Consider the following 13,042-nt stretch of genomic DNA (forward strand, 5'->3'; position numbering starts at 1 on the left):
AGAGCATTCTCTCATTTTAGATAAATCTTCGGATTTATCGAAGTTGTTCCTTGAAAACTAGATAATGTAACTAATATCAAGATATTCACAAAATATCGTTCATCTTAGTAATTTTCTTTATAGATATCATCGCTGATATCGACACATGACCATATTGGTCAACGGTTAAGTTATTAAGGGCGCACGGTGGATGCCTTGGCACTAGGAGCCGATGAAGGACGGGACTAACACCGATATGCTTCGGGGAGCTGTAAGTAAGCTTTGATCCGGAGATTTCCGAATGGGGAAACCCACTGCTCGTAATGGAGCAGTATCCTTATCTGAATACATAGGGTATGGAAGGCAGACCCGGGGAACTGAAACATCTTAGTACCCGGAGGAAGAGAAAGCAAACGCGATTTCCTGAGTAGCGGCGAGCGAAACGGAATTAGCCCAAACCAAGAGGCTTGCCTCTTGGGGTTGTAGGACACTCAACATGGAGTTACAAAGGAACGGGGTAAATGAAGCGATCTGGAAAGGTCCGTCATAGAAGGTAAAAACCCTGTAGTTGAAACTTCGTTCCCTCCTGAGTGGATCCTGAGTACGGCGGGACACGAGAAATCCCGTCGGAAGCAGGGAGGACCATCTCCCAAGGCTAAATACTCCCTAGTGACCGATAGTGAACCAGTACCGTGAGGGAAAGGTGAAAAGCACCCCGGAAGGGGAGTGAAATAGATCCTGAAACCGTGTGCCTACAAGTAGTTAGAGCCCGTTAATGGGTGATAGCGTGCCTTTTGTAGAATGAACCGGCGAGTTACGATTACGTGCAAGGTTAAGTCGATGAGACGGAGCCGTAGCGAAAGCGAGTCTGAATAGGGCGCATGAGTACGTGGTCGTAGACCCGAAACCAGGTGATCTACCCATGTCCAGGGTGAAGTTCAGGTAACACTGAATGGAGGCCCGAACCGACTCACGTTGAAAAGTGAGCGGATGAGGTGTGGGTAGGGGTGAAATGCCAATCGAACCTGGAGATAGCTGGTTCTCTCCGAAATAGCTTTAGGGCTAGCCTCATGTGTTAGAGTCTTGGAGGTAGAGCACTGATTGGACTAGGGGTCCTCATCGGATTACCGAATTCAGTCAAACTCCGAATGCCAAAGACTTATCCATGGGAGTCAGACTGCGAGTGATAAGATCCGTAGTCAAGAGGGAAACAGCCCAGACCGCCAGCTAAGGTCCCCAAGTATACGTTAAGTGGAAAAGGATGTGGAGTTGCTTAGACAACCAGGATGTTGGCTTAGAAGCAGCCACCATTTAAAGAGTGCGTAATAGCTCACTGGTCGAGTGACTCTGCGCCGAAAATGTACCGGGGCTAAACGTATCACCGAAGCTGCGGACTGTTCTTACGAACAGTGGTAGGAGAGCGTTCTAAGGGCGTTGAAGCTAGACCGTAAGGACTGGTGGAGCGCTTAGAAGTGAGAATGCCGGTATGAGTAGCGAAAGAAGGGTGAGAATCCCTTCCACCGAATGCCTAAGGTTTCCTGAGGAAGGCTCGTCCGCTCAGGGTTAGTCGGGACCTAAGCCGAGGCCGAAAGGCGTAGGCGATGGATAACAGGTTGATATTCCTGTACCACCTCCACTCCGTTTGAGCAATGGGGGGACGCAGAAGGATAGGGTAAGCGCGCTGTTGGATATGCGCGTCTAAGCAGTAAGGCTGAGAAGTAGGCAAATCCGCTTCTCATTAAGGCTGAGCTGTGATAGCGAGGGAAATATAGTACCGAAGTTCCTGATTTCACACTGCCAAGAAAAGCCTCTAGCGAGGAGTATGGTGCCCGTACCGCAAACCGACACAGGTAGGCGAGGAGAGAATCCTAAGGTGAGCGAGAGAACTCTGGTTAAGGAACTCGGCAAAATGACCCCGTAACTTCGGGAGAAGGGGTGCTCTGTTAGGGTGTTAAAGCCCGAGAGAGCCGCAGTGAATAGGCCCAGGCGACTGTTTAGCAAAAACACAGGTCTCTGCGAAGCCGTAAGGCGAAGTATAGGGGCTGACGCCTGCCCGGTGCTGGAAGGTTAAGGGGAGAGGTTAGCGCAAGCGAAGCTTTGAACCGAAGCCCCAGTAAACGGCGGCCGTAACTATAACGGTCCTAAGGTAGCGAAATTCCTTGTCGGGTAAGTTCCGACCCGCACGAAAGGCGTAACGATCTGGGCACTGTCTCAACCAGAGACTCGGTGAAATTATAGTACCTGTGAAGATGCAGGTTACCCGCGACAGGACGGAAAGACCCCGTGGAGCTTTACTGTAGCCTGATATTGAATTTTGGTACAGCTTGTACAGGATAGGTAGGAGCCTGAGAAGCCGGAGCGCTAGCTTCGGTGGAGGCGTCGGTGGGATACTACCCTGGCTGTATTGAAATTCTAACCCGCAGCCCTTATCGGGCTGGGAGACAGTGTCAGGTGGGCAGTTTGACTGGGGCGGTCGCCTCCTAAAGAGTAACGGAGGCGCCCAAAGGTTCCCTCAGAATGGTTGGAAATCATTCGCAGAGTGTAAAGGCACAAGGGAGCTTGACTGCGAGACCTACAAGTCGAGCAGGGACGAAAGTCGGGCTTAGTGATCCGGTGGTTCCGCATGGAAGGGCCATCGCTCAACGGATAAAAGCTACCCCGGGGATAACAGGCTTATCTCCCCCAAGAGTCCACATCGACGGGGAGGTTTGGCACCTCGATGTCGGCTCATCGCATCCTGGGGCTGTAGTCGGTCCCAAGGGTTGGGCTGTTCGCCCATTAAAGCGGTACGCGAGCTGGGTTCAGAACGTCGTGAGACAGTTCGGTCCCTATCCGTCGTGGGCGCAGGAAATTTGAGAGGAGCTGTCCTTAGTACGAGAGGACCGGGATGGACGCACCGCTGGTGTACCAGTTGTCTTGCCAAAGGCATAGCTGGGTAGCTACGTGCGGACGGGATAAGTGCTGAAAGCATCTAAGCATGAAGCCCCCCTCAAGATGAGATTTCCTTTTACTTCGGTAAGTAAGATCCCTGAAAGATGATCAGGTAGATAGGTTCGAGGTGGAAGCGTGGCGACACGTGCAGCTGACGAATACTAATCGATCGAGGACTTAACCCAAATAAGTATCGAAATAAGTGAACGATATGAATATCTTGATAAGAACACATTATCTAGTTTTGAAGGATCAACCTTCAACTGAATATGTCTGGTAATGATGGCGAAGAGGCCACACCCGTTCCCATACCGAACACGGAAGTTAAGCTCTTCAGCGCCGATGGTAGTTGGGGGATCTCCCCCTGTGAGAGTAGGACGTTGCCAGGCAAATTTATAGAAACCAGTGCTTATATGTTTAGGCGCTGGTTTTTTTGTGTTTTCTTTTAGAGATTGTGGGCGGAAAAATGACAGAATCCTTGGAAAAGAAGAGGTTTTGTCATCGTAGAGCGAGAACGGTGCCAAAACAGAGGAAACGAAGCTAACTTTGTCACCATTTCACGTGCAGACCCGATAGCAGACCCGATGAGTGTAGGGGGACCCCACCATCCCCACCTTCAAAAAACACCTACCTCAAACACCATCCACCCCACCCCACACCCGCCCCTATAAAACCTCTTTTGAACAATTTTGACCAATTGACGTTTAAACAACTCCCAAAAGTGGAATTCTGTTTGAGAGAGACCCGTTCACAAAGAAACTCCCTACATCCTAACACCGACACTACATAAATGGACGCACCTAAACCCAAAACGTACAGAATGACAGTTTTTAGCGAATGGTTATCTATTGAATTTTTTCAGAAGGTCTTATATATTTTACTTATAGTCAAAGATAGTCAAGGTCAGATAGGAGGATAGCATGAGAAACATATCTGATGTCATTGAGCAATATTTGAAACAGGTGTTGGAGGGGAGCAGGGAGAATTCTGCTGAGATCAAACGCAGTGAGATTGCAGATAAGTTTGAATGTGTGCCCTCTCAGATTAATTATGTGATAAATACTAGATTTACGATTGAACGAGGATATTTGGTGGAGAGCAAGCGTGGAGGCGGCGGTTATATAAGAATTATTAAAATTAAGCCGCATGACCATTTGCAATTGATCGACCAGCTTATAGATTTAATAGATATGAGAGTTTCCCAGGCGAGTGCGGAGGATGTTATCTTTCGGTTGGTGGAAGAGAAGGTGATTTCCGCCAGGGAGGCGAAGATAATGGTTAGTGTCATGGACCGCTCTGTCTTATATTTGGGCTTGCCTGAAAGAGATGAACTACGGGCTAGGATGTTAACGGCCATGCTGACTACACTGAAGTATCGGTAGGGGGGATAAAAATGGTATGCCAAGAATGTAATGAGCGTCCAGCTGCTTTGCATTTTACAAAAATTATTAATGGTGAAAAATCCGAGATTCATATATGTGAGCAATGTGCTCAAGAAAAAGGCAGTATGTCGATGTTTACTGGTGGATCAGGTTTTTCCATCAATAACCTGATTGCCGGGTTGTTGAATACGGAACAGGCAATTCCCAATCCTCAACACGAAGACCTTGAGCAGCGCAAGATTTTGCAGTGTGAGCGCTGTAAGATGACGTTTCCGCAGTTTACGAAAATTGGGCGGTTTGGTTGTTCGGAATGTTATCATACTTTTTCCGACAAGATGCAGCCAATTTTAAAAAGGCTGCACAGTGGAAACACGGTACATGCCGGGAAGATTCCGAAAAGAATCGGCGGGAGCATGCATGTGAGGAAAGAAATTGATGCGCTGAGAGAAGAATTACAAGAACTTATTTTACAGGAAGAATTCGAGAGTGCGGCGAATACTAGAGATAGAATCAGAGAATTGGAAAGACAATTAAGTGAAAAAAGAGAGGGGGAGCAGTAAATGTCTCTTGAACACTTTTTGAATAATGCGGTCAGTTCCTGGATGAAGCAGGAGGGCCCGGATTCAGATATCGTCCTTAGCAGCAGGGTAAGGCTAGCTAGAAATTTAGAAAAGATGCAGTTTCCGACAGTGTCGAGCAACGAGGAAGCGCAGCAGATTGTGGATATCATGAAACAGCATTTTGGAGAAATGAAGTTTCAGGATCTCGGGGAGCTGGAGTTTCTTCTTATGGAGGAATTGAATGCTTTAGAGAAGCGGGTGTTGGTAGAAAAGCACTTGATCAGTCCACAACTGGCGGAGGATTCGGCATTTGGAGCATGTTTGTTATCACCGAATGAAGAAGTGAGCATTATGATAAATGAGGAGGATCATATCAGGATTCAATGCTTGTTTCCCGGCCTGCAGTTGAATGAAGCGTTGCAGGTAGCCAATTCATTGGATGATTGGATAGAAGAAAAGATTGATTATGCGTTTGATGAAAAACGAGGATACTTAACGAGCTGCCCGACAAATGTGGGAACGGGGCTCCGCGCTTCGGTCATGATGCACTTGCCCGCACTGGTGCTGACGCAGCAGATGAACAGAATTGTTCCGGCAATTAATCAATTGGGATTAGTTGTTAGAGGAATTTATGGGGAAGGTAGCGAAGCTTTAGGAAACATCTTTCAAATTTCCAACCAAATGACACTCGGCAAGTCAGAAGAGGATATTGTACAGGACCTTATGGGTGTTGTGCAGCAACTTATTTCACAAGAGCGTTCTGCCAGGGAAGCATTAGTCAAAACTTCGAACATACAATTAGAAGATAGGGTATTTCGCTCATATGGATTATTGGCACACAGTCGTATCATGGAAACGAAAGAGGCGGCAAAATGTTTGTCGAATGTCCGGCTAGGTATAGATTTAGGCTATATCACCGACATTTCCAGATCAATTTTGAATGAATTAATGATATTAACTCAACCGGGCTTCTTGCAGCAATATGCTGGAGGGCCATTAAAGCCTAATGAAAGAGATGTTCGCAGGGCCAGCTTGATTCGGGAAAGAATGCGATTAAATAGATAAATTATTCGGGAGGCGAATGGATATGATGTTTGGTCGATTTACAGAAAGAGCTCAAAAAGTATTGGCATTGGCACAGGAAGAGGCATTGCGCCTAAGCCATAATAATATTGGAACAGAGCATATCCTGCTTGGACTGGTCAGAGAAGGGGAAGGGATTGCTGCAAAAGCATTGATCGCCCTTGGCTTAGGACCGGAAAAAATACAAAAAGAAGTAGAAAACCTCATTGGCAGAGGACAGGACAGTGGTCAGTCGATTCCTCACTACACGCCAAGAGCGAAGAAGGTAATCGAGCTATCCATGGATGAAGCGCGTAAACTTGGTCATTCCTATGTAGGAACAGAGCATGTATTGCTTGGCCTGATCCGTGAGGGAGAAGGGGTTGCGGCACGCGTATTGAACAACTTGGGAGTGAGCTTGAACAAGGCGCGCCAGCAGGTGTTACAACTGCTTGGAAGCAACGAGTCTTCCGGAGGACATCAGGGTGGTGCTTCTGCTAATGTGAACACGCCTACCCTTGATAGCCTGGCAAGGGACCTGACTGCGGTAGCACGGGAAGGCAGCTTGGATCCAGTTATCGGACGAAGCAAAGAAATTCAGCGTGTGATAGAAGTACTTAGCCGCAGAACGAAAAACAACCCTGTATTGATCGGGGAGCCTGGTGTAGGTAAAACGGCCATTGCTGAAGGACTTGCACAGCAAATCGTGAGCAATGAAGTTCCGGAAATCCTTCGAGATAAACGCGTGATGACACTCGACATGGGTACGGTTGTTGCTGGTACAAAATATCGTGGAGAGTTTGAGGACCGCTTGAAGAAGGTGATGGATGAGATCCGTCAAGCTGGTAACATCATTCTTTTCATTGACGAACTTCATACATTGATCGGTGCCGGTGGAGCGGAGGGTGCCATTGACGCATCCAACATCTTAAAACCATCCTTAGCGCGTGGAGAGTTGCAATGTATCGGTGCAACAACGCTTGATGAGTACCGTAAATATATCGAAAAAGATGCAGCACTTGAGCGCAGATTCCAGCCGATCACAGTAGATGAGCCGACAGCAGCTGAGTCCATTCAAATTCTGACAGGACTGCGCGACCGTTATGAAGCGCATCATCGTGTATCCATCACAGATGAAGCGATTGAGCAGGCGGTTAAACTTTCCGACCGTTACATTTCTGACCGCTTCCTGCCGGATAAAGCGATCGACTTGATTGATGAGGCAGGCTCAAAAGTACGTCTTCGTTCCTTCACCACTCCTCCTAACTTGAAGGAGTTAGAAGTGAAGCTGGAATCTGTTCGAAACGAAAAGGATGCTGCCGTGCAGAGCCAGGAGTTTGAAAAAGCTGCCTCTTTAAGAGATACAGAGCAGCGTCTTCGTGAACAACTAGAAGAAACGAAGAAAACGTGGAAAGAAAAGCAGGGACAAGAGAATTCTGAGGTGACAGTGGAAGATATTGCGATGGTTGTATCCAGCTGGACGGGAATTCCAGTATCAAAACTTGCACAAACAGAAACAGATAAACTGTTAAACATGGAATCTTTATTGCACTCCCGTGTTATCGGGCAGGATGAAGCGGTTAAAGCTGTATCGAAAGCCGTTCGCCGTGCACGTGCCGGCTTGAAAGATCCAAAGCGTCCGATTGGTTCCTTCATATTCCTTGGACCAACTGGGGTAGGTAAAACGGAGCTTGCAAGAGCACTGGCGGAATCTATCTTCGGTGATGAGGATGCAATGATCCGTATTGATATGTCCGAATACATGGAGAAGCATTCGACTTCCCGTCTTGTTGGTTCCCCTCCAGGATATGTCGGGTATGATGAGGGCGGCCAGTTGACGGAGAAAGTTCGCCGCAAACCGTATTCTGTTATTCTTTTAGACGAAATTGAAAAAGCACATCCTGATGTGTTTAATATTCTTTTACAAGTGTTAGAGGATGGCCGTCTGACAGATTCGAAAGGTCGTACAGTGGACTTCCGCAACACGCTTGTCATTATGACATCAAATGTTGGGGCAGACGCATTGAAGCGCAACAAATATGTCGGCTTTAATGTTCAGGATGAGAACCAGAACTATAAAGACATGAAAGGGAAAGTGATGGAAGAGCTGAAAAAGGCGTTCCGTCCGGAGTTCCTGAACCGTGTCGATGAAATGATTGTGTTCCACTCTTTAGAGAAAACACACTTAAAAGAAATCGTGACTCTGCTTTCCGAGCAGTTAACGAAACGTCTGAAAGAGCAGGATATCGATCTGGAGCTGACAGAAGCTGCGAAAGAGAAGATTTCAGAAGAAGGCTACGATCCGGAATACGGTGCAAGACCGTTACGCCGTGCCATCCAAAAGCATGTGGAGGATAAGCTTTCAGAAGAGCTGTTAAAAGGTAATATCGAGAAAGGCAAGAAAATCTCCTTGGATGTTGTAGACGGGGAATTTGTTGTCCGTGATGTGGAAATAGTAAAATAAGGTTGCTGGTCGTTTGCATGGCTGTATAGAAGTGGAGGTAAGCCCGTGATACAAGGGCTTTCCTCCTTTCTTGTATTTTCCAATAGTTTAGATTAGCGTAATTTATGTGAAATAAGGTATCATAAAAGAAGGAAAACAATGGTATTTTTATAACACTCTTTTCATAAAGATTATTGTTCATATAGAGAGGATTTTTGGATGGCAAAGCGTAAGACAAAGTTTATGTGTAAGGAATGCGGGTATGAGTCACCTAAGTGGATGGGGAAGTGTCCCGGGTGCAACGCGTGGAATACAATGGTGGAGGAACTAGAAGAGTCCAGAACGCCGAGGCGCGGTGGTTTTACGACCACTTCCTCAACATTGGCAAGAAAAGCAGAATCCATCACGAAAGTGGAGAATATTAAACAGTCAAGGATTTATACAGATATGGAAGAGTGCAATAGAGTGCTTGGAGGCGGATTAGTCCAAGGGTCGCTTGTACTGATCGGGGGAGACCCTGGCATCGGAAAGTCGACTTTATTGCTGCAGGTATGCTGTCAATTGGCATTAAAAAAACATCGTGTCCTATACATATCCGGGGAAGAATCTGTTCAACAGACAAAGCTGCGGGCAGATCGTTTAGGAGTACAGGCAGAAGAGTTGTTTGTTTTGTCAGAAACGGACTTTGAGCTTGTTGCAAAAGCGGTGGACGATGTACAGCCGACCTTGCTTGTTGTCGATTCCATTCAAACGGTTTACCACCCTGCTGTTACCTCCGCTCCAGGGAGTGTGTCGCAGGTCAGGGAGTGTACGGCTGAACTGATGAGGATTGCAAAGACAAAGAATATTGCCGTCTTCATCGTAGGGCATGTCACTAAAGAAGGATCTATCGCAGGACCGCGTCTTCTCGAACATATGGTAGACACGGTGTTATATTTTGAAGGAGAAAGACACCATACTTATCGTATTTTGCGTTCGGTGAAAAATAGATTCGGTTCGACGAATGAGATTGGTATTTTTGAAATGAAAGAAGAGGGTTTGACGGAAGTAAAGAACCCCTCAGAAATCTTTTTAGAAGAACGGTCAAAAGGAGCTGCAGGTTCCACAGTTGTAGCATCCATGGAAGGTACAAGGCCCGTATTGGTGGAAATCCAGGCATTGATCTCTCCAACAGGTTATGGAAATCCAAGAAGAATGGCGACAGGAATCGATCACAACAGGGTATCGCTTATTATGGCGGTACTTGAAAAAAGAGTCGGGCTGTTGCTTCAAAACCAGGATGCCTACTTGAAAGTGGCAGGAGGGGTAAAACTCGATGAACCGGCCATCGACCTCGCAGTAGCGGTCAGCATTGCTTCCAGCTTCCGCAATCAAACTTCTGAACCTACAGATGTGGTGATTGGCGAAGTAGGACTGACAGGTGAAATCAGACGGGTATCACGTATTGAACAACGCGTTCAAGAAGCGGCAAAGCTTGGATTCAAACGAGTGATCATACCGGCGAAAAACCTGGGAGGTTGGACCATACCGAAAGAGGTTAATGTCATTGGCGTTAACACCATCGAGCAGGCTCTTCAATATACTCTAGGGGGATAGAGATGGAAGAACAACGGCAGAAAGAAAAAATAATGGCAGATACGTTACAGTTTATTGCTCCCGGAACACCTATTCGGGAAGGGATCAACAATATTCTTCGTTCCCAAACCGGCGGACTTGTGGTCGTGGGATTCAATGATAAAGTGAAAGATATGGTAGATGGCGGTTTTTCGATCAATTGTCCATTCAGCCCTGCCTACGTATATGAATTGGCCAAAATGGATGGTGCCATCATCTTGAATGAAAAAGGGACGAAAATACTCTATGCCAATGCGCAATTAACACCCAATCCCACGATCATTTCCACTGAAACAGGAATGAGGCACCGAACAGCAGAACGTGTGGCGAAGCAGACGGGCTGTCTTGTTGTCGCCATATCTCAGCGCCGTAATGTCATTACCTTGTATAAAGGCGACTTCCGTTATGCGTTGCGTGATATCGGGGTTATTTTTACAAAAGCAAATCAGGCGATTCAAACATTGGAAAAATATAAAACCGTACTAGATCAAGGGATTACCAATCTTGGTGCTTTAGAATTTGAAGAACAGGTATCATTATCGGAACTTTTACAGGTGATACACCGTATAGAAATGGTACTACGAATTAAAAATGAAATACTAAGCTATATCAATGAACTTGGAACGGAAGGCAGACTAATTCGACTGCAAATGACGGAACTCCTTGCCCACATTGAAGAAGAGGCCATTCTCCTCATCAAAGATTATTGCATTGATAAAGAGATGGATGCGTTCATGATTCTAAGACGATTGCAGGAGTTGGCAAATACCGACCTATTAGATGATGCAGTTATTTTAAAGATGCTTGGGTATTCAGGGTTTATGAATCCGGACGAAATCGTCCTGCCAAGAGGTTATAGAGTATTGCATAAGATTCCGAGACTTCCACCGCTTGTCATCGAAAACCTTATCTGCAGGTTCTGGAATTTAAAGCAGATTCTGAACGCTACAGTGGAGGAACTAGATGATGTGGATGGGATTGGTGAGGTACGAGCCCGTAAAATCAAAGAGGGATTGAAACGAATACAAGATCAACTACAAATAGACCGACAAATGTAAGCCGTAAAATCAGGAATGTGACAAAATCCTTACAAAAGTAAATTAAAAGTTTTTTCGACGTTTTATTTAAAGGAAACTGTTTATAATGAATAAAGGGAGGTGAGGCAATGTTAAGGCGTACGGTTCAACTGTTCTTTTTAATTCTTGGCGGAACATTGGGGATCTTTTTTATTCCCGAGCTGTTTTCACTCTTGAATCTAGGGGATATCCCTTTTCTTACTAAGCCTTATACTGTTGCTATTTTAGGAGCAATTATATTTTTTATCCTTACTTTTTGGTTAGTGGATTATGTTGTAGGATTCATTAAATGGATTGAGGAATCTTTAGTGAAAGCGCCTGTTACCGATGTGTTATTTGGTAGTTTAGGACTGATTTTTGGACTTATTGTCGCTTATCTGGCAGTTATTCCTTTAGAGAGAATCCCATTTGTCAGCGCCATATTCCCTATTTTCATTACCATTCTATTAGGATATCTTGGTTTTCAAGTAGGCTTTAAAAAACGAGACGAATTGGTGAATTTATTTTCGATCTCCTCAAAATTCGGTAAGAAAAAATCAGTAGAAGATGACGAGTTGGATTTATCTTCAAAGAAGCTGAAAATCTTGGATACGAGCGTTATTATTGACGGCAGGGTTGCAGATATTTGCCAAACCGGCTTTCTGGAAGGGACCATCGTCATTCCGCGATTTGTTCTGGAAGAGCTTCAGCATATCGCCGATTCTTCTGATGTATTAAAACGAAATCGTGGTCGACGTGGGTTGGATATCCTAAACAGGATCCAAAAAGAATTAGCGATAAAAGTAGAGATATATGAAGGCAATTTTGAAGATATCCAGGAAGTGGATTCAAAGCTTGTGAAGCTGGCAAAATTGACCTCTGGTGTAGTCGTTACCAATGACTTTAACTTAAATAAAGTATGTGAGCTTCAAAGTGTGGAAGTGCTGAATATAAACGATCTTGCCAATGCAGTAAAGCCGGTCGTCCTTCCTGGTGAAGAGCTTACGGTACAAGTCATCAAAGACGGTAAAGAACATAATCAAGGTGTCGCGTACCTTGATGACGGTACCATGATTGTCGTGGAAGAAGGCCGTGATTATATCGGCAAGCACATTCAGGTATTAGTCACAAGTGTGCTTCAGACATCTGCCGGACGAATGATCTTTGCCAAGCCCAAACAACTAGAACGGGCAGCGTTATAAGTAAATAAGAGTAACCCTTACCCTCTTAAGCTCTGCTTAGAGGGTATAAGTTATTTTGTGCTAAAATTCAACACCCACGGGAGAGTATATAATGAACTATCAAGTAATCGTACTAGCAGCAGGACAGGGGAAACGGATGAAGGCAGGAAAAAACAAGCAGTTCATCGAGCTTGAGGGGAAACCTGTCATCATACATACCCTCTCCGTCTTTGAAGCGGATCCTTGGTGCAGTGAAATCAAACTAGTCATCAATGAAAAAGAAAAAGATATATTCAAAGAACTTTTACACCAATATCCAGTACAAAAAATAAAAGAAATGGTCATTGGTGGAGAAGAGCGGCAAGATAGCGTGTATAATGGGCTTACATCGTTTCAATCAGCAGAAATTGTACTGGTTCATGATGGAGCAAGGCCTTTTATTTCACAGGAAGTCATTCACCATCTAGTGGAAAAAGCGTCCAAAGAAGGGGCAGCTATTGTAGGGGTGCCTGTTAAAGATACAATTAAACGCGTCAGCAAGGCGGGAGTGGTGGAAGAAACGGTGGAACGGTCCAGCTTATGGTCCATTCAAACACCACAAGCTTTTCGTTATCCGGTCCTTAAAGAAGCCCATGAAAAAGCAAAAACAGAGAACTACTTAGGAACCGACGAAGCAAGTCTCGTAGAACGAATTCAAGTGCCGGTACACATCGTAGAAGGCGAATACGAAAACTTCAAACTAACCACACCCGAAGACCTAATCCTTGCAAAAGCTTTTTTACAAAAATAATTCTATGGAAATGTAACAGATTATATTAAGCCGTAAACCCCTGTA

8 protein-coding genes and 2 rRNA genes are annotated in these 13,042 nt (G+C 45.4%); all 10 read left to right on the forward strand.

Going from position 1 to position 13,042, the window contains the following annotated elements; all coding sequences use genetic code 11:
* Window positions 1-163 precede the first annotated feature (163 nt).
* The 10 genes from K7887_RS00545 to ispD all read left to right on the forward strand — a co-directional run bounded on the left by K7887_RS00545 (window position 164) and on the right by ispD (window position 12,997).
* A 23S ribosomal RNA gene (locus K7887_RS00545) occupies window positions 164-3,095 on the forward strand.
* Between the two features lie 87 nt (window positions 3,096-3,182).
* Window positions 3,183-3,299 (forward strand): 5S ribosomal RNA (rrf, locus tag K7887_RS00550).
* A gap of 531 nt (window positions 3,300-3,830) precedes the next feature.
* Entirely contained in the window at window positions 3,831-4,292 is a 462-nt protein-coding gene (locus K7887_RS00555) for a CtsR family transcriptional regulator (protein WP_223491757.1), read from the forward strand.
* 11 nt (window positions 4,293-4,303) lie between these two features.
* Entirely contained in the window at window positions 4,304-4,852 is a 549-nt protein-coding gene (locus tag K7887_RS00560) for a protein-arginine kinase activator protein McsA (RefSeq protein ID WP_223491758.1), read from the forward strand.
* Window positions 4,853-5,917 (forward strand): protein-arginine kinase McsB, encoded by a 1,065-nt coding sequence (locus K7887_RS00565; protein ID WP_223491759.1) that lies wholly within the window; start codon window positions 4,853-4,855, stop codon window positions 5,915-5,917.
* 22 nt (window positions 5,918-5,939) lie between these two features.
* Window positions 5,940-8,378, forward strand: a complete 2,439-nt coding sequence (gene clpC / locus K7887_RS00570) for an ATP-dependent protease ATP-binding subunit ClpC (protein ID WP_223491760.1) — start codon at window positions 5,940-5,942, stop codon at window positions 8,376-8,378.
* A gap of 198 nt (window positions 8,379-8,576) precedes the next feature.
* Complete coding sequence (gene radA / locus K7887_RS00575; RefSeq protein ID WP_223491761.1) at window positions 8,577-9,953, forward strand: DNA repair protein RadA; 1,377 nt, start codon at window positions 8,577-8,579, stop codon at window positions 9,951-9,953.
* Window positions 9,954-9,955: 2 nt separating this feature from the next.
* On the forward strand, window positions 9,956-11,029 hold the full coding sequence (gene disA, locus K7887_RS00580) for a DNA integrity scanning diadenylate cyclase DisA (RefSeq protein ID WP_223491762.1): 1,074 nt from the start codon (window positions 9,956-9,958) through the stop codon (window positions 11,027-11,029).
* Between the two features lie 107 nt (window positions 11,030-11,136).
* The gene (locus K7887_RS00585) at window positions 11,137-12,228 is read left to right on the forward strand and encodes a PIN/TRAM domain-containing protein (protein ID WP_223491763.1); all 1,092 of its coding nucleotides are present in this window, start codon (window positions 11,137-11,139) and stop codon (window positions 12,226-12,228) included.
* Between the two features lie 91 nt (window positions 12,229-12,319).
* Window positions 12,320-12,997 (forward strand): 2-C-methyl-D-erythritol 4-phosphate cytidylyltransferase, encoded by a 678-nt coding sequence (ispD, locus tag K7887_RS00590; protein WP_223491764.1) that lies wholly within the window; start codon window positions 12,320-12,322, stop codon window positions 12,995-12,997.
* Window positions 12,998-13,042: the final 45 nt, after the last annotated feature.

The organism is Sutcliffiella horikoshii (genome assembly GCF_019931755.1).
Taxonomy (GTDB): domain Bacteria; phylum Bacillota; class Bacilli; order Bacillales; family Bacillaceae_I; genus Sutcliffiella_A; species Sutcliffiella_A horikoshii_E.

What these genes read in the sequence shown, in the direction of transcription:
- K7887_RS00565 (WP_223491759.1), top strand. Translation starts at nt 4,853, where the DNA reads ATGTCTCTTGAACACTTTTTGAATAATGCGGTCAGTTCCTGGATGAAG.
- ispD (WP_223491764.1), top strand. Translation starts at nt 12,320, where the DNA reads ATGAACTATCAAGTAATCGTACTAGCAGCAGGACAGGGGAAACGGATG.
- K7887_RS00585 (WP_223491763.1), top strand. Translation starts at nt 11,137, where the DNA reads ATGTTAAGGCGTACGGTTCAACTGTTCTTTTTAATTCTTGGCGGAACA.
- disA (WP_223491762.1), top strand. Translation starts at nt 9,956, where the DNA reads ATGGAAGAACAACGGCAGAAAGAAAAAATAATGGCAGATACGTTACAG.
- K7887_RS00560 (WP_223491758.1), top strand. Translation starts at nt 4,304, where the DNA reads ATGGTATGCCAAGAATGTAATGAGCGTCCAGCTGCTTTGCATTTTACA.
- clpC (WP_223491760.1), top strand. Translation starts at nt 5,940, where the DNA reads ATGATGTTTGGTCGATTTACAGAAAGAGCTCAAAAAGTATTGGCATTG.
- radA (WP_223491761.1), top strand. Translation starts at nt 8,577, where the DNA reads ATGGCAAAGCGTAAGACAAAGTTTATGTGTAAGGAATGCGGGTATGAG.
- K7887_RS00555 (WP_223491757.1), top strand. Translation starts at nt 3,831, where the DNA reads ATGAGAAACATATCTGATGTCATTGAGCAATATTTGAAACAGGTGTTG.